At 66.8% G+C, this 22,755-nt stretch carries 21 protein-coding genes and 2 tRNA genes; 7 read left to right on the top strand and 16 right to left on the bottom strand.

The genetic code is table 11. From position 1 onward, the window contains the following. Positions 1–196: 196 nt before the first annotated feature. From BST14_RS15675 to clpX, 5 genes are all read right to left on the bottom strand, one after another. Entirely contained in the window at positions 197–706 is a 510-nt protein-coding gene (locus BST14_RS15675) for a transglycosylase family protein (protein ID WP_083065261.1), read from the bottom strand. Positions 707–1,817: 1,111 nt separating this feature from the next. After that, a complete protein-coding gene (mobA, locus tag BST14_RS15670) occupies positions 1,818–2,432 on the bottom strand; it encodes a molybdenum cofactor guanylyltransferase (protein WP_083065260.1) in 615 nt (204 codons plus the stop codon). 1 nt (position 2,433) lies between these two features. Continuing rightward, positions 2,434–3,492, bottom strand: a complete 1,059-nt coding sequence (locus BST14_RS15665; protein ID WP_245845419.1) for a 2-oxoacid:ferredoxin oxidoreductase subunit beta — start codon at positions 3,490–3,492, stop codon at positions 2,434–2,436. 90 nt (positions 3,493–3,582) lie between these two features. Continuing rightward, positions 3,583–5,538 carry a 2-oxoacid:acceptor oxidoreductase subunit alpha gene (locus BST14_RS15660; protein ID WP_142279424.1) on the bottom strand — a complete coding sequence of 652 codons (1,956 nt, stop codon included), beginning with the start codon at positions 5,536–5,538 and terminating at the stop codon, positions 3,583–3,585. A gap of 358 nt (positions 5,539–5,896) precedes the next feature. Continuing rightward, a complete protein-coding gene (gene clpX, locus BST14_RS15655) occupies positions 5,897–7,177 on the bottom strand; it encodes an ATP-dependent Clp protease ATP-binding subunit ClpX (protein WP_064953001.1) in 1,281 nt (426 codons plus the stop codon). Between the two features lie 380 nt (positions 7,178–7,557). Here clpX and mmuM point away from each other — a divergent pair, with 380 nt between their 5' ends. Continuing rightward, the gene (gene mmuM, locus BST14_RS15650) at positions 7,558–8,418 is read left to right on the top strand and encodes a homocysteine S-methyltransferase (RefSeq protein ID WP_083065258.1); all 861 of its coding nucleotides are present in this window, start codon (positions 7,558–7,560) and stop codon (positions 8,416–8,418) included. Between the two features lie 60 nt (positions 8,419–8,478). Here mmuM and clpP2 read toward each other — a convergent pair whose 3' ends face one another. The 4 genes from clpP2 to BST14_RS15630 form a co-directional block, all read right to left on the bottom strand. Next, positions 8,479–9,114 carry an ATP-dependent CLP protease proteolytic subunit ClpP2 gene (gene clpP2, locus BST14_RS15645; RefSeq protein WP_066860217.1) on the bottom strand — a complete coding sequence of 212 codons (636 nt, stop codon included), beginning with the start codon at positions 9,112–9,114 and terminating at the stop codon, positions 8,479–8,481. Continuing rightward, the gene (clpP1, locus tag BST14_RS15640; RefSeq protein WP_083065257.1) at positions 9,111–9,701 is read right to left on the bottom strand and encodes an ATP-dependent CLP protease proteolytic subunit ClpP1; all 591 of its coding nucleotides are present in this window, start codon (positions 9,699–9,701) and stop codon (positions 9,111–9,113) included. The genes clpP2 and clpP1 overlap by 4 nt, the downstream gene beginning before the upstream one ends. Before the next feature lie 115 nt (positions 9,702–9,816). Further along, positions 9,817–11,250, bottom strand: coding sequence for a trigger factor (gene tig, locus BST14_RS15635; protein ID WP_083065256.1), 1,434 nt, complete (start codon positions 11,248–11,250; stop codon positions 9,817–9,819). Positions 11,251–11,328: 78 nt separating this feature from the next. Then, a tRNA-Pro gene (locus tag BST14_RS15630) sits at positions 11,329–11,405 on the bottom strand. 149 nt (positions 11,406–11,554) lie between these two features. On the opposite strand from BST14_RS15630, the gene BST14_RS15625 reads away from it, so the two are divergent. Both BST14_RS15625 and BST14_RS15620 read left to right on the top strand, forming a co-directional pair. Then, positions 11,555–11,625: transfer RNA gene (locus tag BST14_RS15625), tRNA-Gly, on the top strand. A gap of 33 nt (positions 11,626–11,658) precedes the next feature. Continuing rightward, the gene (locus BST14_RS15620; RefSeq protein ID WP_083065255.1) at positions 11,659–12,849 is read left to right on the top strand and encodes a serine hydrolase domain-containing protein; all 1,191 of its coding nucleotides are present in this window, start codon (positions 11,659–11,661) and stop codon (positions 12,847–12,849) included. A gap of 64 nt (positions 12,850–12,913) precedes the next feature. On the opposite strand, the gene BST14_RS15615 is transcribed toward BST14_RS15620, so the two are convergent. The 4 genes from BST14_RS15615 to BST14_RS15600 form a co-directional block, all read right to left on the bottom strand. Further along, positions 12,914–13,219 (bottom strand): Mtp family mycobacterial-type pilin, encoded by a 306-nt coding sequence (locus BST14_RS15615; RefSeq protein WP_083065264.1) that lies wholly within the window; start codon positions 13,217–13,219, stop codon positions 12,914–12,916. Between the two features lie 138 nt (positions 13,220–13,357). Then, entirely contained in the window at positions 13,358–14,164 is an 807-nt protein-coding gene (locus tag BST14_RS15610; protein WP_083065254.1) for an Fpg/Nei family DNA glycosylase, read from the bottom strand. An 18-nt stretch (positions 14,165–14,182) separates the two neighbouring features. After that, positions 14,183–14,662, bottom strand: coding sequence for a ribose-5-phosphate isomerase (locus BST14_RS15605; RefSeq protein WP_083065253.1), 480 nt, complete (start codon positions 14,660–14,662; stop codon positions 14,183–14,185). Between the two features lie 49 nt (positions 14,663–14,711). Then, positions 14,712–15,335, bottom strand: coding sequence for a mycothiol-dependent nitroreductase Rv2466c family protein (locus tag BST14_RS15600; protein ID WP_083065252.1), 624 nt, complete (start codon positions 15,333–15,335; stop codon positions 14,712–14,714). Positions 15,336–15,426: 91 nt separating this feature from the next. Here BST14_RS15600 and pepN point away from each other — a divergent pair, with 91 nt between their 5' ends. After that, on the top strand, positions 15,427–18,012 hold the full coding sequence (gene pepN, locus BST14_RS15595; RefSeq protein WP_083065251.1) for an aminopeptidase N: 2,586 nt from the start codon (positions 15,427–15,429) through the stop codon (positions 18,010–18,012). 87 nt (positions 18,013–18,099) lie between these two features. Here the strand turns inward: pepN and BST14_RS15590 are convergent, their stop codons facing one another. From BST14_RS15590 to BST14_RS15580, 3 genes are all read right to left on the bottom strand, one after another. After that, complete coding sequence (locus BST14_RS15590) at positions 18,100–18,567, bottom strand: DUF5130 domain-containing protein (RefSeq protein WP_083065250.1); 468 nt, start codon at positions 18,565–18,567, stop codon at positions 18,100–18,102. Then, entirely contained in the window at positions 18,554–18,790 is a 237-nt protein-coding gene (ctaJ, locus tag BST14_RS15585) for an aa3-type cytochrome oxidase subunit CtaJ (RefSeq protein ID WP_083065249.1), read from the bottom strand. Before ctaJ ends, BST14_RS15590 begins: the two co-directional genes overlap by 14 nt. 67 nt (positions 18,791–18,857) lie before the next feature. Next, a complete protein-coding gene (locus tag BST14_RS15580; RefSeq protein WP_083065248.1) occupies positions 18,858–19,505 on the bottom strand; it encodes an HNH endonuclease in 648 nt (215 codons plus the stop codon). 144 nt (positions 19,506–19,649) lie between these two features. Here BST14_RS15580 and BST14_RS15575 point away from each other — a divergent pair, with 144 nt between their 5' ends. The 3 genes from BST14_RS15575 to BST14_RS15565 all read left to right on the top strand — a co-directional run bounded on the left by BST14_RS15575 (position 19,650) and on the right by BST14_RS15565 (position 22,755). After that, a complete protein-coding gene (locus BST14_RS15575; RefSeq protein ID WP_083065247.1) occupies positions 19,650–20,045 on the top strand; it encodes a globin in 396 nt (131 codons plus the stop codon). 39 nt (positions 20,046–20,084) lie between these two features. Further along, a complete protein-coding gene (locus BST14_RS15570; protein WP_083065246.1) occupies positions 20,085–21,650 on the top strand; it encodes a glycoside hydrolase family 13 protein in 1,566 nt (521 codons plus the stop codon). Between the two features lie 88 nt (positions 21,651–21,738). Then, positions 21,739–22,755: an FAD/NAD(P)-binding protein gene (locus BST14_RS15565; protein ID WP_083065263.1), complete on the top strand. Its 1,017-nt coding sequence runs from the start codon at positions 21,739–21,741 to the stop codon at positions 22,753–22,755.

Here is a 22,755-nt window from a genome sequence, read left to right as displayed (position 1 = left end):
GGTCATCCCCCCCACCACCCCCGCCCCCCCATCCCCCAAAACCCCCCCCCCCCCCCCCGGGCCCCCCCCCCCCCCCCCCCACCCCCCCCCGGGGGGCCCCACCCCCTGCAGCAAACACGGGCCGGCCACGCGCCCCGCCACTTCTTATATGTACGACAGCCTTATGTGTACGACAGCCGTCGCTAAGGGCTCCTGCTCAGCCGCGGCGTCCGCAGACCGGCCAGGCGCCGATGCCCTGCGAGTGCAGCACGTTCTCGGCGACCCGGATCTGCTCCTCGCGGCTCGCGCCGGCCGGTGAGCCACTGCCACCGTTGGCGCGCCAGGTGCTCGGGGTGAACTGCAGGCCACCGGAGAAGCCGTTACCGGTGCTGATGCCCCAGTTACCACCCGACTCGCACTGCGCGATGGCGTCCCAGTTCACGCTGTATGCGCGGTGGGCAGGCGGCGGCGGGACGTCCGGGCCGGGCGGCGGCGGGACGTCCGGAGCCGGCGGTGGAGCATCGGGAGCCGGCGGCGGCGGAGCGTCCGGAGCCGGCGGCGGCGGAGCGTCCGGAGCCGGCGGCGGAGCGTCCGGAGCCGGGCCGGCGACCGGCGCATTCGGGTCGAAGCCGACCGCTTCCGTGTCCGCATGAGCTGTAGCGGATGGGATGGTCACGAGCGTGCCCGTGACCGCGGCAAGAATGAGCGTCTTTCGGACGTTCTTCAAGTCTCTTCCTTTCGCGGTGCGCGCGCCAAAGCAAGCCCACGGAGGTGGGCTGAAGCTGTTGGTTGATGCCTGCTTTGAGACGTGCCGTCTTTGTCAGGCACGGCAGCGGCGGGCCAAGCCTGCCCGGCGGGTGTTACCCCACCGACCACGGTCGGGCTTTCGCCGTCCGTAGCGCCGCTCACACGCGGGTCCGTGGATTCGATTATTTGATTACTTTTCCGTAACCCGTTGTGGGCTAACAGGGACCGTAGAAGACCTCGGCGCAATCGTCATCTTCGGCAATCGGATATCTCGTTGCGGTAACGGGGCGATAACGCCGCGGTTCTGAGGTCATTTACGCAGGTCGTAGGTGACTTTTGTCGATCGCCACTCCGGCGGCACCGGAAAACCAACCGTGAGCCGAATCACCTGTGTTTTGTGAGCTGGCGCACGTTTATTTGCCGTGCTCCGCCGATTCTCCCAGCGCTTTCAAGCATTTCCGTAGCCTGCGCGGCAAGCCGCGCAGAGTACCGCAAGTTGCGCCAGCTGCAACGTTCCCACGCCGAGCCGTTCGATCGAGATACCTGAACGGTTGAATCCACTTGCGCATCAAGATGACCCGATAACATGCCGACCACCACGGTCATGTTGGACTACCAATGTGAATGATCTTGCCTAATTGGCTTGCCCGGCAAAGTGTTTCAACTAATGAGGCGCAGCTGCAACAACTCTCGGCATAGATCAGGGCGAGTGCCAGCGGTATCGGCACCGAGCCGGTGCTTCGCCCACCGCGCGGGCGCCATCGACAGGAAAAGCGGCGGGAATTGAACATCGCGAATTTGCCAGAAATACCCGTCTCAGCTATAGCGAATGGCCCGGTGCCGCATGGTTTACCGCCGTCATGCGCTCGCAGGATGTCCTCAAATCGCTGCCGCCCCAACAGATCACGGGGCCCGCAATGCGGCGGCATTGGCGTGGTGTCCGATCGCCGGGTCCCGCCACACGACAATGCGCGATTGTCATTTCAGAATTTGGGAAAAATCAAACGTCGCTTTATGACCGGGGCGATCATTGCCCGCGTCGAATTTGTCGAAAGAGGCAGGATCCTCGGCCGACCAGCGCCGCGCTCGGCTCAGCCGCGAGCCTGAGCCAAAGCGAGGAGTTCGCTCTCTGTGTTGACGTTGGCTAAGAAGCGCGATTCCGGCAGCACTATCTGCTGGGCGTCGGAGGCGTCAATCAGGGCACGCATGGAGCGGGCGCCGCCGGCCACCAGGCCGCTGATCCGCTCGGCCAGATCGGTGCGGTACACCGAGGCGAGGTAGTGGCTGCGACCGTCCCACGGCAGCACGATTTCGGCGTTGGTCTCGGCGGCCAACTGCACCAGTTCATCGATCAAATCCGCGGACAGCAGCGGCATGTCGACGGCGCAGACGAAGGCATAGCGGGCGCCGGCCTCGGCGGCCGCCCGCAGCCCGCGGCCGGTCGCCGGCAGCGGCCCCTGGCCGCGCACCTCGTCGCGGATGACCTGCGCCTGCACCGCGGGCAACGGTTGTCCCGGCGCGGCCATCACGAACACCGGCTCGCAGCGCTGCGCGACGACCCCGGCGACGTATTCCAGAAGCGTGGCGGCACCGCCCGGGCCGGGCAAGGTGGCTTTGTCGCGGCCCATGCGCCGCGATTCGCCGCCGGCCAGCACGATCCCCGCTAACGACCCGGCCTTTTTTGTGTCGGGCACTTGTTCGCCCACGTCAGTCGACGGTCCAGGTGTCGCGTCCGCGCAGCAGCGATTGCAGCGCGGCGGAGTCGAATGCCTTCGCCGACTGGGCCGTCTGCACCTGTGTGCGTGCCGCGTCGTCGTAGGTGGGCCGGCTGACGTCGCGGAAAATGCCCAGCACGGTGTGATCGAGGTTCTGGTCCGACAACCGCGACAGGGCGAAGGCATAGGCCGAGTTGTCGCTGTGCGCGTCGTGCACCACGATCTCGTCGACCGCCACGTCGGCGGTCTTGGCCACCTCCAGCCCGAAGCCCGACTTCACCACGCAGTATTCGCCGTTGGCGCCGAACACAATTGGCTCGCCGTGGCGGACTGTGATGACCCGCTCCTCGGCACCTTCCTTGCGCAACGCGTCGAACGAGCCGTCGTTGAAGATCGGGCAGTCCTGCAGGATCTCGACGACGGCGGCGCCGCGGTGCCCGGCGGCGGCGCGCAACACCTCCGTCAGCCCCTTGCGGTCGGAATCCAGCGCGCGGCCGACGAAGGTCGCCTCGGCGCCCAGGGCCAACGAGACCGGGTTGAACGGGTGATCCAGCGATCCCATCGGGGTGGACTTCGTGACCTTGCCGACCTCTGACGTCGGCGAGTACTGCCCCTTGGTCAAGCCGTAAATCCGGTTGTTGAACAGCAGGATGGTGATGTTGACGTTGCGGCGCAGCGCGTGGATCAGGTGGTTACCGCCGATGGACAAGGCGTCGCCGTCACCGGTGACCACCCACACCGACAGGTCCTCACGCGCCAGCGCCAAGCCGGTCGCGATGGCCGGTGCGCGGCCATGGATCGAGTGGAAGCCGTAGGTCTCGAGGTAGTACGGGAACCGGCTCGAGCAGCCGATGCCGCTGATGAACACGATGTTCTCGCGGCGCAACCCGAGCTCGGGCAGGAAGTTGCGGATGGTGTTCAGGATGACGTAATCCCCGCAGCCCGGGCACCAACGGACCTCTTGGTCACTGGTGAAGTCCTTGGACTTCTGCGGCTGGTCCTGCGCGGTCAGCGTGGGGACCCCGTCGTTTTTGGTCAACTTCGCGGTCATACCGAGGTCTTTGCCCGCCAAATTGCCGATCAGATCAGTCACGAGCGTCGCTCCTCCTCATCGCTTCGCTCTGCGGTGGCGCCGGCACCATCACGCGCCGGCCCCAACCGTTGCCGCCGCCATTCTGGCGACCATCGTCTTGTCGTTTTCGACTTCGGCCAACGTCCCGCCCAGCGCGGCGCGGATGACGCGGCCGATCTCATCGGCCAGGAACGCGACACCTTGCACCTTGCTGACCGATTGCACGTCCACCAGGTACTTGCCCCGCAGCAGGAACGCCAGTTGGCCCAAGTTCATTTCCGGCGCGACCACCTGCGGGTAGCGCCGCAGCACCTCACCGAGGTTGGCGGGGAAGGGGTTCAGGTAGCGCAGGTGGGCGTGGGCCACCTTGATGCCCTTACGCCGCGCGCGCCGGCAGGCTTCACCGATCGGACCGTAGGAGCTGCCCCACCCGATCAGTAGCAGATCGGCGTCGCCGGTCGGGTCGTCGACCTCTAGATCGGGGACGGAGATCCCGTCGATCTTTGCCTGGCGCAACCGGACCATGAGGTCGTGATTGACCGGCTCGTAGGAGATGTTGCCCGAGCCGTTGGCCGCTTCCAGGCCGCCGATGCGGTGCTCGAGACCCGGGGTGCCGGGAACCGCGAATTGCCGCGCCAACGTCTCCGGGTCACGCGCGTAGGGCTGGAACGGCTCGTCGGGCTTGGCGAACGTGTGCGTGAGGCGCGGCAGCGTGCCGACGTCCGGAATGCGCCACGGCTCCGACCCGTTGGCGATGGCGCCGTCGGACAACACGATCACCGGCGTGTGATACGAGATCGCGATGCGCGCCGCCTCCAGCGCGGTTTCGAAGCAGTCCGAGGGTGAGCGCGGGGCCAGCACCGCGACAGGTGACTCGCCGTTGCGACCGAACAACGCCTGCAGCAGGTCGGCCTGTTCGGTCTTGGTGGGCAAACCGGTCGAGGGACCGCCGCGCTGCACGTCGACAACGAGCAGCGGCAGCTCGGTCATCACGGCCAGCCCGAGCGCCTCGGACTTCAGCGAGATGCCCGGGCCGGAGGTGGTGGTGACGCCCAGCGCGCCGCCGTAGGAGGCGCCGATGGCGGCGCAGATGCCACCGATCTCGTCCTCCGCCTGGAAGGTGATGACGTTGAAATTCTTGTGCTTGGACAGCTCGTGCAGGATGTCGGACGCCGGGGTGATCGGATAGCTGCCGAGCACGACCGGAATGTCGGCCAGCCGTCCGGCCGCCACGATGCCGTACGCCAGGGCGGTGTTGCCGGAGATCTGGCGGTATTCGCCCGAGGGCAGGGTTGCCCGAGACACCTCGTAGGTGGTGCCGAAGGCCTCGGTCGTCTCGCCGTAGTTCCAGCCCGCCTTCAGCGCCAGCACGTTGGTCTCGGCGACCTCGGGCTTGCGGGCGAACTTCTCCCGGATGAACTTCTCGCTGGTCTCGATCGGCCGCCCGTACATCCACGACAACAGGCCCAGCGCGAACATGTTCTTGGCGCGCTGGCCGTCCTTCTTGGTGGCGCCGATCGTCTCGACGGCCCCGAGCGTCAGCGTGGTCATCGCGACGGAGTGCACCACGTAGTCCGACAACTCGTCAGACTCGAGCGGATTGGTGACGTAGCCGACCTTGGTCAGGTTGCGCTTGGTGAACTCGTCGGAATTGGCGATCACCATGCCGCCGCGGGGCAAGTCACCGATATTGGCCTTAAGCGCAGCGGGATTCATCGCGACGAGGACGTCGGGCCGGTCACCGGCGGTCAGGATGTCGTAGTCGGCGATCTGGATCTGGAAGGACGAGACGCCGGGCAGCGTGCCTGCGGGGGCGCGGATCTCGGCGGGATAGTTCGGCTGGGTCGCCAGGTCATTGCCGAAAAGCGCTGCCTCTGAGGTGAACCGGTCTCCGGTGAGCTGCATGCCGTCGCCGGAGTCGCCGGCGAAACGAATGACGACTTGCTCGAGGCGCTGACGGGCGGATCCGTTGGGGGAAGCCCCGTTCTGTGAGTCTGATCCGGCTCCGCTGCCGTTCGGATCCACCTCGTTGCCCTCCACTTTGATCACCGCACGGAAACCGCGCGCAAACCAGACTACGCCCGTGAAAGCGACTTTCCGGCCGTGTCGGTTTTATGTCACTGGAAGTATCAATTATGGCACTGATTTTCGGTCGTCATGCCCGTCTCCGCGCCGCCGTCTGGCCCGCGTTCGCGGCCAAAAGACGACGTCACCGTCATCTACTGATGAGTAGCACGGCAAACTGTGGTATTGGTCACGTCTTGCGTATTAATCGATTGTCGTTACCGAGTCGAGGAGCTGCAGCGCCGATTTGGTCGCGGCCGTTTCCTACCCGAGACGCCGGGGCACCGCGCCGCTGGGGGTGCTGCGCTCCGATGCCTGATTAAGCGCTCTTGTCCCGACGCTCCGAGCGGGAGGGCTTGCGCGGCACGATGGTCGGCAGCACGTTGTCCTGGACGGTCTCCTTGGTCACCACGACCTTGGCGACGTCGTCGCGGCTCGGGATGTCGTACATCACCGGCAGCAGGACCTCTTCCATGATGGCCCGCAGGCCGCGAGCCCCGGTGCCGCGGTGGATCGCCTGGTCGGCGATCGCTTCCAGGGCGTCGTCGGTGAACTCGAGCTCAACGTTGTCCATTTCGAAGAGCCGGGTGTACTGCTTGACCAACGCGTTCTTCGGCTCGGAGAGGATCTTGACCAGCGACTCGCGGTCCAGGTTGGTGACCGAGGCGACCACCGGCAGCCGGCCGATGAACTCGGGGATCAGGCCGAACTTGATCAGATCTTCGGGCATCACTTCGGCGAAATGATCGGTGGTGTCGATCTCGGCCTTGGAGCGCACCTCGGCGCCGAAGCCTAGGCCGCGCTTGCCGACGCGCTCGTAGATGATCTTCTCCAGGCCCGCGAAGGCCCCGGCGACGATGAACAGCACGTTGGTGGTGTCGATCTGGATGAACTCTTGGTGCGGGTGCTTGCGGCCGCCCTGCGGGGGAACCGACGCCTGGGTGCCTTCCAGGATCTTCAGCAGGGCCTGTTGGACGCCCTCTCCCGAAACGTCGCGGGTGATCGACGGATTTTCGCTCTTGCGGGCGATCTTGTCGACCTCATCTATATAGATGATGCCGGTCTCGGCGCGCTTGACGTCGTAGTCGGCGGCTTGGATCAGCTTGAGCAAGATGTTCTCGACGTCCTCACCGACGTATCCGGCTTCGGTCAGAGCGGTGGCATCCGCGATGGCGAACGGGACATTGAGCATCTTGGCGAGCGTCTGGGCCAGGTAGGTCTTTCCACAACCGGTCGGCCCGAGCATCAAGATGTTGGACTTGGTCAGCTCGACCGGCTCGTGCCGCGAATCCCGGCCCTTTTCACCTGCCTGAATCCGCTTGTAGTGGTTGTAGACCGCGACGGCCAGGGTCCGCTTGGCGGTGTCCTGCCCGATTACGTACCCCTCAAGGAACTCCCGGATCTCGATCGGTTTGGGGAGTTCATCGAGCTTCACGTCGTCGGCGTCGGCGAGCTCCTCTTCGATGATCTCGTTACAGAGGTCGATGCATTCATCGCAGATGTACACACCGGGGCCCGCGATGAGTTTCTTGACCTGCTTCTGGCTCTTCCCGCAGAACGAGCACTTCAGCAGGTCACCGCCGTCTCCGATCCGTGCCATGGTGCGTCAGCGCCTACTTCCTGTTCGCCGTTGCTGTTGCCTGTCCCCGCATGTATTCACCGACGCTACCCGCTCGATCGGGCCCGCCGCGACCATAAGCCCCGAATCGCGCCCATGGTATTTGCGGGAGTTCATGCCTGTTCCGTATGGATGAAACATATAGCCACACGGTGCCCGTCACTCGCGAAAGACGCGCTTTGCGTGTCCCTGGCGTGTCGCGGTCGTGATGCGACCGAGGCTGGGTGCTCCTCGATCCTGCCACCGCTGGAGGTGCCAACCCCACGCCCACAATCGCGCGAGGCCCGGGCGGACCCCTAGGAAAGCACCCTACAGTGGACGGGGTGGGTTTGGCTGCGGGCTTTGACTGGCCCAGCGGATCCGTGCTACTCGACGGTGGGTTGGCCACCGAGCTCGAAGCTCGCGGCCACGACCTTTCCGATTCCCTGTGGTCGGCCCGGCTGCTCGCGGACGCCCCACACGACATCGTCGCCGTGCACGCCGCCTACTTTCGCGCCGGCGCGATGATCACGACGACGGCCAGCTACCAGGCGTCGTTCGAGGGCTTTTCCGCCCGCGGGTTCGATCGCGGCAAGACCACCGAAATGTTGCGCCGCAGCGTCGCGCTCGCCCGGGCGGCGCGGGACGACGCCGGTGCCGACGGCCTGCTGGTCGCCGCCTCGATCGGCCCGTACGGCGCCGCGCTGGCCGACGGGTCCGAATACCGCGGGCGCTACGGCCTGTCAGTTGCGGCGTTGAAACGCTGGCATCGGCCCCGGCTGGAGATTCTGGCCGCCGCCGGCGCCGACGTGCTCGCGTGCGAGACGGTGCCCGACGTCGACGAGGCGCAGGCGCTGGTCGAGTTGGTGCGCGCGGTCGGCGTGCCGGCCTGGCTGAGCTACACCATCGACGGGGACCGCACCCGCGCCGGGCAACCGCTCGGCGAGGCGTTCGGGGTGGCGGCCGGCATCGACGAGATCGTCGCGGTCGGGGTGAATTGCTGCTCCCCCGAGGACGTGTTGCCCGCGATCGCGCGCGCGGCGCCCATCGGGAAACCCGTCATCGTCTACCCGAACAGCGGTGAACGCTGGGATGCCTTGCGGCGCAGGTGGACCGGCCCGTCGCGATTCTCCCCCGAGTTGGCCCGGCAGTGGATCGCGGCCGGCGCCCGCATCGTCGGCGGGTGCTGCCGGGTCGGGCCCGCCGACATCGAGAGGCTGGCGACCTTATCGCCGCGAGCGTAAGCGGGCTGCGATTTTCGGGCCGGATTTTCGCAGTGTGAATACGCTCGCGAAGACGTGCCGCTAGGCGGTTTGCGCCGAGAGCTTCCGGTACTCCAGCACGGTGTCGATGATGCCGTAGTCCTTGGCCTCTTCGGCGGTCAGGATCTTGTCGCGGTCGGTGTCCTTGCGGACCGTCGCGGCGTCCTTACCGGTGTGACGGGCCAGGGTGGTCTCCATCAGCGTGCGCATCCGCTCGATCTCGGCGGCCTGGATCTCCAGGTCGGAGAACTGGCCCTGGATCACGCCCTGCAGCGACGGCTGGTGGATCAGCACCCGGGCGTTGGGCAGCGCCATCCGCTTGCCCGGCGTCCCCGCGGCCAGCAGGACCGCCGCGGCCGAGGCGGCCTGGCCCAGGCACACCGTCTGGATGTCGGCGCGGACGTACTGCATGGTGTCGTAAATCGCCATCAGCGAGGTGAATCCGCCACCGGGCGAGTTGATGTACATGGTGATGTCACGGTCGGGGTCCAGCGACTCGAGCACCAGCAGCTGGGCCATGATGTCGTTCGCCGACGCGTCGTCGACCTGAACGCCGAGGAAGATGATGCGCTCCTCGAACAGCTTGTTGTAGGGATTGGACTCCTTGATCCCAAAGCTGGAGTGCTCGATGAACGACGGCAGGATGTAGCGCGCCTGGGGCTGGGTTTCGGGGTTCACTGGGCTTCTCCATTGGTGATGTGGGCGGCGCGGGTGATGATGTGGTCGACGAAGCCGTATTCGAGGGCTTCCTGCGCGGTGAACCAGCGGTCGCGATCGGAATCGGCCTCGATGCGCTCGATCGACTGGCCGGTGAATTCCGCGTTGAGCCGGAACATCTCCTTCTTGATGACGTGGAACTGCTCGGCCTGGATGGCGATGTCGGCCGCGCTACCGGTCACGCCACCCAGCGGCTGGTGCATCAGGATGCGGGCGTGGGGCAACGCGTAACGCTTGCCCTTGGTGCCGGCGGCCAGCAGGAACTCGCCCATCGAGGCGGCCATGCCCATCGCGTAGGTGGCGATGTCGCACGGCGCCAGCACCATGGTGTCGTAGATCGCCATCCCGGCGCTGATCGATCCGCCCGGGGAGTTGATGTAGAGCGAGATGTCCTTGTCGGAGTCCTCGGCGGCGAGCAGCAGAATCTGCGCGCACAGCCGGTTGGCCACCTCGTCGTTGACCTCCGAGCCCAAAAAGATGATGCGCTCAGAGAGCAAGCGCTCATAGACCGAGTCCGTGAGGGTGAGACCCTGCGAGGGCGAACGCATGTCAGTCACGACTGGGTTACCTGCTTTCTTTCAGACCTGTATTCACGACACTAACCAACCAACGCCGCCGTTTCGCGGCACGCACCCCGCGTTCGCTCAGAGCGTCACGGCGCGGTCATTCCCCGGCGTCGGCCCCGCCCCTCGCCTCGGCCTCCTCAGCCTCGCCCGTCGGCTCGGCATCGTCGGCCTCCTCAGCCTCGCCCGTCGGCTCGGCATCGTCGGCCTCCGAACGCTTGCCGAAGAATTCACTGGTGTCGATGGCGTTTCCGGCGGTGTCGGTGACGGTCGCCGCCCGGATCACCTCGGCGATCGCGAGCGCCCGGCGCACATCGGCGAACATTGCCGGCAGCTGGTTGTTCTCCTGAAGGTAGGCCAACAGCTGCTGGGGCTCGATGCCGTATTGGCGCGACGTCGCCACCAGCCGCTCGGTCAGGTCGTCCTGGCCGACCTGGACTTCCAGCTGGTCGGCCAGGGCGTCCAGTAGCAGCTGCCGCTTCACGTCGGTCTCCGTGGCGGTGCGCGTCTCGGTCTCGAACTCTTCACGAGACTTGCCCTGCTGGGCCAACACTTCCTCGAGCTTGGATTCGTCGTGGTTGAGGCTGTGCAAGGCGTTGTGCAGGGCGCTGTCGACCTGGGCGTTGACGATCGCTTCCGGCAGGGGCACCTCGACCTGCTCGAGCAGCGCGTCGAGCGCGGCTTCCCGGATGTTTTCCGCCTGCTGGGCGCGCTTGGTCCGGCCGACCTGCTCGCGCAGGTTGGCTTTGAGCTCCTCGATCGTGTCGAACTCGCTGGCCAGTTGGGCGAACTCGTCGTCGGCCTCGGGCAGCTCGCGTTCCTTGATCGACTTGACCGTGACGGTGACCTGCGCGTCCTTGCCCGCATGCTCGCCGGTCGCCAGCTGCGCAGTGAATTCCTTGGATTCGTCGACGGACAACCCGACCAGGGCTTCGTCGAGGCCCGCGATCAGCCGGCCCGAGCCCACCTCGTGGGACAGGCCCTGCGCGGCGGCACCCGGAACCTCTTCGCCGTCGATGGTGGCCGACAGGTCGATCGAAACGAAGTCACCGTCGGCGGCCGGGCGGTCCACCCCGGTCAGCGTGCCGAATCGGGCACGCAGAGACTGCAGTTCGGCGTCCACGTCCTCGTCGCTGACCTCGATCGGGTCCACCGAGACCTTGAGCGCACCGGGGTCCGGCAGGGTGAGCTCGGGGCGCACGTCGACCTCGGCGGTGAACGCCAGCTCCTCGCCGTACTCCTTCTTGGTGACCTCGATCTCTGGCTGACCCAGCGGGTGCACCTCCGACTCGGCGACGGCCTGCCCGTAGCGCGCCGGCAGCGCCTCGCTGACGACCTGATCCAGCATCGCCTCGCGACCGAAGCGGGCCTCCAGCAACCTCGCCGGCGCCTTACCCGGCCGGAATCCGGGCAGTCGCACCTGGCGGGCCAGCTCCTTGTAGGCGCGCTGGAAGTCGGGCTCGAGTTCTGAGAAGGGGACCTCCACGTTGATGCGCACCCGGGTGGGGCTCAACTGCTCGACGGTGCTCTTCACGGGTGTGCTCCTCAGTCCTCGTTCTTGGCTAGTTCTCGGTCGCCGTGGGCCGCGCCCACGGCACGCGGCCGCCGGTGCTGGTCGGGGTGACAGGATTTGAACCTGCGGCCTTCCGCTCCCAAAGCGGATGCGCTACCAAGCTGCGCTACACCCCGCGCTGACCTCGATGATCCTAAGGCCCCTGAAAAACCGGGTTGGCCACGGGCTTCGCAGCGACGTTGCAGACCTCACGGAGCGATCACAGAACCGAATCGATTAGATTTGATCTTCGTCGCCAGCTACAGTCACGCTCGACTAAACACATGCGGGCGTAGCTCAATGGTAGAGCCCTAGTCTTCCAAACTAGCTACGCGGGTTCGATTCCCGTCGCCCGCTCGGGGCTAACTATCTGCTCGATAGAGAGGCGCCATGAGCGACCTGACGATCGACGCGTCGATCCACGGCTCATGCGCGTCGGACTTCGTCGGGGTTCGTCACGCGTTCGAGCGCAATTTCACGCTGGGCGATGAAGTCGGCGCGGCCGTCGCGGTGTGGGTGGACGGGTCTCTGGTCGTCAATCTGTGGGGAGGCTGGGCCGACGCGGCCCGCACCCGGCCCTGGCAGCAGAACACGCTGACCACCGTGTTGTCCGGCACGAAAGGGTTGTCGGCCACCTGCGTGCACCAACTCGCCGACCGCGGCGAACTGGACCTGCGGGCTCCCGTCGCCCACTACTGGCCGGAGTTCGCCCAGGCGGGCAAACAAGACATCACGCTGGCGATGGTGATGAGCCACCGATCCGGTGTGATCGGCCCGCGCACCCGGATGCGGTGGGAGCAGGTGGCCGACTGGGACTACGTCTGCGAACAGCTGGCCGCCGCCGAGCCGTGGTGGGAGCCGGGCACCGCCCAGGGCTACCACATGACCACCTTTGGTTTCATCACGGGCGAGGTGTTTCGCCGAGTGACGGGCCGGACCATCGGCCAGTACCTGCGCACCGAGATCGCCGAACCGTTCGGCGCCGACGTGCATATCGGGCTGCCGCTGAGCGAGCAACACCGGTGCGCCGAGCGGGTCAATAAGCCGCATGCCCGCGACCTGCTGGCCGAGGCGAAGGCCCCCGGCTATCCGACCAGCCTGGCCGAGCATCCCAAAGCGGGGCTATCGATCTCGATGGGTTTCGCCCCCGACGACGAACTCGGCTCGCACGACCTGAACCTGTGGCGCGAACTCGAGTTTCCGGGCACCAACGGGCAGGTCTCGGCGCTGGGACTGGCGACGTTTTACAACGCACTCGCCCAGGAGAAGCTGCTCAGCCGCGAGCACATGGACCTGGTGCGGGTCTGCCAGGGCGGCCTGGAGACCGATCTGGTGCTGGGGCCGCGGGTGGCCGACCACGGCTGGGGCCTGGGCTACATGCTGAACCAGCGCTGCGTCAACGGGCCGAACCCCCGCATCTTCGGCCACGGCGGCCTGGGCGGCTCGTTCGGGTTCGTCGACCTGGAGCACCGCATCGGTTATGCGTATGTGGCCAATCGCTTCGACCCGACCAAGGCCAACGCAGACCCGCGCAGCCTGGTCTTGTCCAACGAGGTCTACTCCGTGCTGGGAGTCATCTGACGCTGAAACGCAAATGCGCCCCGCCGGTAGCGGCAGGGCGCATCTGGTTGCGTAACTTATCGGGTCAGGGGTGCCAGCCGGGAGGCGGTGGCGGTCCACCCGGGCCCCAACCCGGAGGCGGCGGCGGTCCACCCGGGCCCCACGGGCCGCCCGGGTGCGGTGGCGGACCACCCGGACCCCAGCCCGGCCCGCCAGGAGGTCCTCCGTGCCAGTCATGGCAGTTGTTCCAGTCCCAGTTGTTGCCCCAGCCAGGGTCCCAGAACTCGCCCGGACACCATTGCGGGAAGGGTCCGGGGTGGGCCTGCGCCTCGGTGGCGACGCCCAAGCCCGCCAAACCCAGCCCGCCGATTGCGAGAGCTGTTGCGGCCAAACGTGGAATAGTTTTCACACGTTCGTTCTTACCCGTGTCGATGGTTCGGCTAAACAATCGGCGCCAGTGTTTCTGACTGAAGGTTTCCTGCCAATGCGCCACCGGCGCCGGTAAGCTGCGGTGTGTCCCGGCCCTGACTCATTTCTGGCAGGTCGGGCACCAGAAGACGTTTCGGCCCTCCAGCACCGCCGTGCGGATCGGATCGCCGGACACCCGGCAGGGTTCGCCGGCACGGCGGTAGACGTAGGTGCGGGGGCGATCGGGCCGGTACGACGGCGCGCCGTGATCGTGTTCGGGCCGCACCACGATGATCTTGCCGCGGCTCAATCCGACCTTCATCAACGCGACCAGATCGGTCCAGGCCTCATTGAACTCGTCCTCGCCGACGTCGCGACCGGGCCGGAACGGGTCGATCCGGTGCCGGAACAGCAATTCGCTGCGGTAGACGTTGCCCACCCCGGCCATCACGGTCTGGTCCATCAGCAGCGCGCCAATGGGCCTGCGCGACTTGGCAATTCGCTTCCACGCCCACGACGCATCGGCGTCGCTGCGCAACGGGTCGGGGCCCAGCCTGGCCAAAACGTCGCTGACCTGGCCCTCGTCGATGACCTCGCACACCGTCGGGCCGCGCAGGTCGGTGCCGTAGCCGGCGCCGATCATGCGCATCCGCACCTGCCCGACCGCCTCGGGCAACACGCCGTCGGCGGAACGTTCCCATTCGGTGAAGGCGCCGTACAACCCGAGATGCACGTGCACGATCGGACCGCCGACGTAATGATGAAACAGGTGCTTGCCCCACGCGCTGGTGCGCTGCAGCACCCGGCCGTCGACCACCGCGGCCGAATCAGCGAAGCGGCCCTGCGGGCTTGAAACGGCGACGGGTGCGCCCCCGTAACGGCGTTGGTGCAGCCGGGCCAGCCGGTGCAGGGTATGCCCTTCGGGCACGCGCAGACCTTTCCGGTGTCAGCTCGCCGCGCCGGGTATCGGCGGCGCCTGGTGGGTGCGTTCGTATTCGGCGAGTATGTCGATACGCCGTTGGTGGCGTTGCGCTTTCGACCAGGGGGTGGTCACGAAGGCGTCGACGATGGCCAGCGCCTCGGCGACGCTGTGCATGCGACCGCCGATGCCGATCAGTTGGGCGTTGTTGTGTTCGCGGGCCAACGCCGCCGTTTCCACGCTCCAGGCCAGCGCGCACCGGGCGCCGGGCACCTTGTTCGCCGCGATCTGCTCGCCGTTGCCCGACCCGCCCAGCACGATGCCCAGGCTGCCCGGGTCGGCCACCGTGCGCGTCGCGGCGGCGATGCAGAACGCCGGGTAGTCGTCGTCGGCGTCGTAGCTGAAGGCGCCGCAATCGATCGGCTCGTGTCCGGATTTGGTCAGGTGCTCGATGATCTGCTGCTTGAGCTCGAATCCGGCATGGTCAGAGCCGAGGTAGACGCGCATGCCCGCAATCCTTACACAGCCGCGCGCCGCGGCCGGCCGCCCGACCGGTTCAGTCGAATTCGGGCTTCTCGGTGCGGCTGCGCTTGAGCTCGAAGAAGTGCGGGTACGACGCGAAGGCCACCGAGGCGTCCCACAGCTTGCCCGCTTCCTCGCCGCGCGGGATCTTGGAAAGCACCGGCCCGAAGAACGCCACATCGTTGACGTGAATGGTCGGTGTGCCGACGTCGTCGCCCACCGCGTCCATGCCGGCGTGGTGACTCTTGCGCAGCGCCTCGTCATAGGCGTCGCTGTTCGCGGTGTCCGCCAACTCCGACGGCAAGCCCACCTCCGCCAGCGACTGCTTGATGACGTCGTCGAGGTCCTTGTTGCCCTTGTTGTGGATCTGGGTGCCCATCGCGGTGTACAGCGGCGCGAGCACCTCGGCGCCGTGCGCCTGCTCGGCGGCGATCGCCACCCGCACCGGACCGAAGGCCTTCGACAGGCGTTCGCGGTATTCGTCAGGCAGGCCCTCGCGGTTTTCGTTGAGCACCGCCAGGCTCATCACGTGAAAGTTCACCTCGATGTCGCGAACCTTTTCCACCTCGAGGATCCAGCGCGAGGTGATCCACGCCCACGGACACAGTGGATCGAACCAGAAGTCGGCTTTGTTCTTCGTGGCGGCGGTGTCAGGCATGGCTGATCCTCTCGTAGGTTGAAAGTCCGATCCGCACAACCGTAGGCCGCTGCATCCTGTTCCCAAGTTGCCCGACCCGTAAGTTGGACACGTGGCACTTCCGAATCTCACCCGCGAGCAAGCCGTCGAACGCGCTTCGCTGATCACCGTCGCCAGCTATCAGATCGACCTCGACCTCACCGACGGCTCCGGTCCCGGTGGCCCACCCGGCGAACGGACCTTCCGCTCGACCACCACCGTGGTGTTCGACGCGCTCGCCGGCGCCGACTCGTTCATCGACATCGCCGCCGATACCATCCGCAGCGCCACCCTCAACGGGCGCGAACTGGATGTCTCCGAGTACGACGAGTCGACCGGCATCCCGCTGCGCGGGTTGACCGACCGCAACGTCGTCGTGGTCGACGCGAACTGCCGCTATTCCAACACCGGCGAGGGTCTGCATCGATTCGTCGACCCGGTCGACGACGAGACCTACCTGTACTCGCAATTCGAAACCGCCGACGCCAAGCGCATGTTCGCGTGCTTCGACCAGCCCGACATGAAGGCGACCTTCGACGTGCGGGTCGCCGCGCCCACGCATTGGAAGGTGATCTCTAACGGCGCGCCGGTGTCGGTGAACGACGGCCTGCACACCTTCGCCACCACGCCGCGGATGAGCACCTATCTGGTCGCGTTGATCGCCGGCCCGTACGCCGAGTGGAATGACACCTACATTGACGAGCACGGCGAGATCCCGCTGGGCATCTACTGCCGATCCTCGCTGGCCCGATATATGGACGCCGAGCGGCTGTTCACCCAGACCAAACAGGGATTCGGCTTCTACCACAAGCACTTTGGCCTGCCCTACGCGTTCGGGAAGTACGATCAGCTGTTCGTTCCCGAATTCAACGCCGGCGCAATGGAAAACGCGGGCGCGGTGACTTTCTTGGAGGACTACGTCTTCCGCAGCAAGGTCACCCGGGCTTCCTATGAGCGGCGCGCCGAGACCGTGCTGCACGAGATGGCGCACATGTGGTTCGGGGACCTGGTCACCATGGCGTGGTGGGACGACCTGTGGCTGAACGAATCGTTCGCGACCTTCGCATCGGTGCTGTGCCAAAGCCAGGCAACCGAATTCACCGAGGCCTGGACGACGTTCGCCACGGTCGAGAAGTCGTGGGCGTATCGGCAGGACCAGTTGCCCTCGACGCATCCGATCGCCGCCGACATCCCCGACCTGGAAGCGGTCGAGGTCAACTTCGACGGCATCACCTACGCCAAGGGCGCATCGGTGCTCAAGCAGCTCGTCGCCTACGTCGGGTTGGAACAGTTCCTGGCCGGGCTGCGGGATTACTTCGGTGCCCACGCCTTTGGCAACGCCACGTTCGATGATCTGGTCGCCGCGCTCGAGCAGGCGTCGGGACGTGACCTGTCCGACTGGGGTCGGCAGTGGCTGAAAACGACCGGGCTGAACACACTTCGGCCGGAGTTCGACGTCGACGCCAACGGCGCGTTCACCCGGTTCGCGGTGACCCAGAGCGGCGCGGCCCCGGGCGCCGGCGAGACCCGGGTGCACCGGCTGGCGGTCGGGATCTATGACGACGACGGAACCGGAAAGCTGGTGCGGGTTCACCGCGAGGAACTCGACGTCGAGGGGCCGGTCACCGAAGTCCCTGCGCTGGTTGGTGTTTCGCGGGGGCAGCTGGTCCTGGTCAACGACGATGACCTGACGTATTGCTCCCTGCGGCTGGACGCCGAGTCGCTGCGTACCGCGTTGGGGCGCATCGCCGACATCGTCGAGCCGCTGCCGCGCTCGCTGGTGTGGTCGGCGGCCTGGGAGATGACGCGTGAGGCGGAACTGCGGGCCCGCGACTTCGTGGCCCTGGTCACCGGCGGCGTGCAGGCCGAATCCGAGGTCGGGGTGGCCCAGCGGCTTTTGCTGCAGGCGCAGACGGCGCTGACGTCCTATGCCGAGCAGGGCTGGGCACGCGAGCAGGGCTGGCCGCAATTCGCCGACCGGCTGCTGGAGCTGGCGCGGGCCGCGCAGCCAGGCTCGGACCACCAGCTCGCCTTCGTCAACACGTTGTGCTCGTCGGTGCTGTCGGCCGGCCATGTTGCGACGCTGGCGGACCTGCTCGACCGCGACCCCGCCGAGTCGGGCCTGGCCGGCCTCGAGGTCGACACGGACCTGCGGTGGCGGATCGTGACCGCGCTGGCCACCGCCGGCAAGGTCGACGCCGACGGGCCCGCCACTCCGTTCATCGACGCCGAGATCGAACGCGACCCGACCGCCGCCGGCAAGCGGCACGGGGCCCAGGCCGCGACGGCCCGTCCTCAGCTGCGGGTCAAGGAGGACGCCTGGACGAGGGTGGTCGAGGACGACACCCTGGCGAACATCACCGCGCGCTCGATCATCGCGGGCATCGCCCCCGCGGGCCAGGCCGAATTGCTCAAGCCGTTCACCGCGCGCTATTTCGACGCCATCTCAGGCGTGTGGGCGCGCCGGTCCAGCGAGGTGGCCCAGACGGTGGTGGTCGGCCTGTACCCGCACTGGGACATCAGCGACGACGGCATCGCCGCCGCGGACAGGTTCCTGTCCGACCCCGAGGTGCCGGCGGCGTTGCGGCGCCTGGTGCTGGAAGGACAGGCCGGGGTGAAGCGTTCGCTGAAAGCCCGGAAGTTCGACGCTGCCGGCTAACGCGACGCGCGAGCGTGCGTGTTTGCACGGCGACACGCCGGCAAGCCCGGCATTCTGCGCACGTTCGCTAGTTCCGGGCGAACCCAGTTAGGCGGGTGAGATCCCGGCGCTGAGCACGCGGATCGCGCTAATAAGGCCGTCGACCAGGTCGCCCCGCTCGAACGCCGAGGACGCGGCCGCCACCCCCAGCGGTGCGGCCGATTCGGCGCCGCGGCCACGAACCTGCGTGCCGTAGACCACCTCGATGGCCTTCTGGTCGGGCGAGACGGCCAGCAGCACCGCATTGTCCGGCGTCGGCACGTGGGCCAGGATCTCGCGGGCCCGCGCGGCGGTGTCGCTGCCCAGGTCGCCCAGATAGATCGCGAACCGCGTCTTGGACGCCCGGGAGCCGAATTTCAGCGCGTCATCCACGGCGACGAGGTCTTTGGTCGAGAACGGGAACTGCACCGACAGTTCGCCGGGCTCGGTGACACCGGAGATCCGTCCGCTGGTGGTGATCACCCAGCCGGAAGGCAGCTCGGCGGGTTCTCGCGTCGCTACCTCACCACGTGCCACTGGCGCCACCCCCAACTGAGAATTCCGACGTGCCGTGCCCACCGTGTCCGCCATGCGGGTGCCCGACGTCTTCGTCGGTGGCAGCCCACAGGATCGGCGGATGCGTCCATTTCTCGCCCAGCTTGTAGGACGCCGGGTGCGGACCCTTGCGGGACCAGATAGGCACCGACAGCGCCGCCACCAGCAACAGCGGTATTCCGACGATGATCAGGTGGAGATGCATCTGACTCACGACGCAAACCGTATCCCACGAAACGATCTGCCGGCGCGACCGGACACCGATTTGGTGGTCAGGCCGCGCCTTCGCCGAGATAGCGGGCCCAGGCCGGGTCCAGTTCCTTGACCGTCGACAGCAGCCGCCAGTGCTGCCCCGTGGGCGGCAGCGGCGGCCGGCGCAGCGTCCAGCCGAGCTCGGAAAGCAGCTTGTCGCCCTTGCGGTGATTGCACGTCGAGCAGCAGGCGACGCAATTCTCCCAGGAATGGTCACCGCCGCGGCTGCGCGGCAGCACGTGGTCGACCGTGTCCGCCTTCGCCCCGCAGTAGGCGCAGCAGAACCTGTCGCGGTGCATCAGCGCGGCGCGGGTCATCGGGACGCGCGCCCGATAGGGCACGCGGACGTAGGACCGCAGCTGGATCACCGAGGGCACCACGATCGAGCTGCTCGCCGAGTGGACGACCGGGCCGGCCGGATCGTGGTGGACCACGTCGGCCTTGCCGCACACCACCATGACGATCGCGCGGCGCATCGGCAGCGCGGTCAAGGGCTCATAGGTGGAATTCAGCAGCAGCACCCGCCGGCGACTCCAGATGGACGCGCTCTCCGAGCGGCCGGGTGGATGGATTTCAACACTATGCAGCGACGACGCGATCGGGGGGTCGGTTAACCCTGCCGCGGCTACCGGACTGCGGTGGCTGCGGCGTCTCTTGCCCTGCGCCATAGATCCTCCGCGAACAGTCCACCATGATTCGCCGCCAATCGCACCCCTATTGCAGGTGAAGCGCCGTGTCCAACCGGTGAACAGCAGGCATGGTGTCGGGCTGCCTCGGCTCTACACCGCGGCGATGCACCACAATGGACGGCGATGGATCAGGTAGCAGAATCGTTCTACGACGCGGTCGGCGGCGCCGAGACTTTCCACGCGATCGTGTCCCGCTTTTACGCTCAGGTGCCGGAGGACGAGATCCTGCGCGAGCTGTATCCGCTGGACGACCTCGAGGGCGCCGAAGAACGGTTGCGGATGTTCCTCGAGCAGTACTGGGGCGGCCCGCGCACCTATTCCGACCGGCGCGGACACCCCCGGCTGCGGATGCGTCACGTGCCGTTCCGGATCACTCCCCTGGCGCGTGACGCGTGGCTGCGGTGCATGCACACCGCAGTCGCCTCCATCGATTCGCGGACACTCGACGACGAACACCGTCGCGAGCTGCTCGACTATCTGGAAATGGCTGCCCACTCACTCGTCAACTCGCCCCTGTAAGGGCGAACCTTGTCGGCCCACGAAACGAAGCGGGGTGGAATGGAATCCAAGCCGTGGTGGTCAAGCGCGGTGTTCTATCAGGTGTACCCGAGGTCTTTCGCCGACAGTGACGGCGACGGCGTCGGCGATCTGGACGGGGTGACGGCCCACCTGAACCACCTGGAGCGACTGGGTGTGGATGCGATCTGGCTGAACCCGGTCACCGTGTCCCCGATGGCCGACCACGGCTATGACGTGGCCGATCCGCGCGACATCGACCCGCTGTTCGGCGGGATGGCCGCCATCGAGCGGCTGATCGGCGCAGCTCACCAGCGGGGCATGAAGATCACCATGGACGTGGTGCCCAACCACACCAGTTCGGCGCATCCCTGGTTTCAGGCGGCCCTGGCCGCGGGGCCCGGCACCGACGCGCGGGAGCGCTACTTCTTTCGCGACGGCCGCGGCGAGGTGGGCGACCTGCCGCCGAATAACTGGACCTCGGTGTTCGGCGGATCGGCGTGGACGCGCGTGGTCGAGCCCGACGGCAACCCCGGCCAGTGGTACCTGCACCTCTTCGACACCGAACAGCCCGACCTGAACTGGGAGCACCCGGACGTCTTCGACGACTTCGAGAAGACGTTGCGGTTCTGGCTGGAACGCGGCGTGGACGGCTTCCGCATCGACGTGGCGCACGGCATGGCCAAGCCTGCCGGCCTGCCCGACTCCCCCGACGTCGAATCCAAGGTGCTCAGCCACAGTGACGACGATCCGCGCTTCAACCACCCGAGCGTGCATGACATCCACCGCGACATCCGCAGGGTGGTCGACGACTATCCCGGGGCGGTGACGGTCGGTGAGGTCTGGGTCACCGACAACGTCCGCTGGGCCGAGTATCTGCGTCCCGACGAACTGCACCTGGGCTTCAATTTCCGGCTGGCCAAGATCGACTTCGACGCCGCCGAGATTCGCGACGCGATCCAGAACTCGCTGGCCGCCACCGCCCTGCAAGACGCCGTCCCAACCTGGACGCTGTCCAACCACGACGTCGGCCGGGAGGTCACCCGCTACGGCGACGGCGAGGTCGGGTTGCGCCGCGCCCGCGCGATGGCCTTGGTGATGCTCGCCCTGCCGGGCGCGGTGTTCATCTACAACGGCGAGGAACTGGGGCTGCCCGATGTCGAGCTGCCCGACGAGCTGCTGCAGGACCCGACGTGGGAGCGCTCCGGACACACCGAGCGTGGCCGGGACAGATGCCGGGTGCCCATCCCCTGGTCGGGTCAGGAGCCGCCGTTCGGGTTCTCGTCCTCGTCCGAGACGTGGTTGCCGATGCCGAAGAACTGGTCGGCGCTGACCGTCGAGACGCAGAGCGGCGATCCCAACTCCACGCTGTCGTTTTTCCAGCGCGCAATCCAATTGCGAAAGCGCCGCGTGGAATTCGACGGTGTCGGCGTCGAATGGCTCGATGCGCCCGGCGATGCGGTGATCTTCCGGCGCCCCGGCGGGCTGGTCTGCGTGCTCAACAGCGGCGAGTCGCCCGTGCCGCTGCCGGCGGGCGAGCTGATCCTGGCGAGCGCGCCGCTGCGCAAGGGCAGGCTCCCGCCGGATTCCGCGGCCTGGCTGGCGTAGCCAACCTTGGGTCGCGCCGGCGGAGCAACGGTGAGCATTTCCCGGCTGACTGCTCTATATGTGGTGGATGGCTTCCTACGAGTGGACAGTGATCGGCGCCGGTCCGGCGGGCATCGCCGCGGTGGGAAGGCTGCTGGATCATGGGATCGCGGCCGAACGGATCGCCTGGGTCGATCCGGCCTTCGCCGCCGGAGACATCGGCCAGAAGTGGCGGTCGGTGTCGAGCAACACCCACGTCGGGCTCTTTCTCGAATACTTCAACGGCTCCAAGGCGTTTCGGTTCTCCGAAGCGCCGCCCATGCCACTCAAGGAGGTCGATCCCCAAGAGACCTGTGCGCTCGGTCTGGTCGCCGAACCGTTGGTGTGGGTCACCGAGCAGCTGCGTGAACAGGTCAACGACCTGGCGACGACCGCTACCGCGTTGTTTTTGCAGGACCGCCAGTGGCGGGTCCACACGGAACAACGGGAGATCTTCTCCAGGAACGTGATCCTGGCCGTGGGCGCGGATCCCAAAAAACTTTGCCACGGCGATCTCGAGGAGATCGAAGTCCAGGTTGCCCTGGACCCTGAGAAGCTCGCCCGGGAGCCACTCGAGGGCTCGACCGTCGCCGTGTTCGGCTCGTCGCACACGGCGATGATCGTGCTGCCGAACCTGCTGCGCCGTCCCGTCAAGCGGGTCATCAATTTTTATCGAAGCCCACTGAGATATGCTGTCTACTTTGATGATTGGATCTTGTTCGACGACACGGGGCTGAAGGGCCGGGCGGCCGTTTGGGCACGGGAGAACATCGACGGGGTGCTTCCGGACCGCCTGGAGAGGTGCAAGGTGTCGAGCCCGGCTTTCGCCGAGAAATTGGCGCAGTGCGACCGCGTCGTCTACACCGTGGGTTTCGAGCGCAGGAAGTTGCCCGAAACCCCGCAATGGGGCCAGCTGGATTACAACCGGACCAACGGGATCCTTGCCCCCGGCCTGTTCGGGGTGGGCATCGCGTTTCCCCAGTACGCCGAAGACCCCTACGGGTACGGGCAGTTTCGGGTGGGTCTGAAGAAATTCATGGACCATCTCGACGCCGTCCTGCCACTGTGGCTGCGCTACGGCCCCTGA

It is taken from the genome of Mycobacterium arosiense ATCC BAA-1401 = DSM 45069, assembly GCF_002086125.1.
GTDB classification, from domain to species: Bacteria; Actinomycetota; Actinomycetes; order Mycobacteriales; family Mycobacteriaceae; genus Mycobacterium; species Mycobacterium arosiense.
Note: the sequence above shows the minus strand (reverse complement) of the source record. Positions and strands in the feature narration are given on the sequence as shown.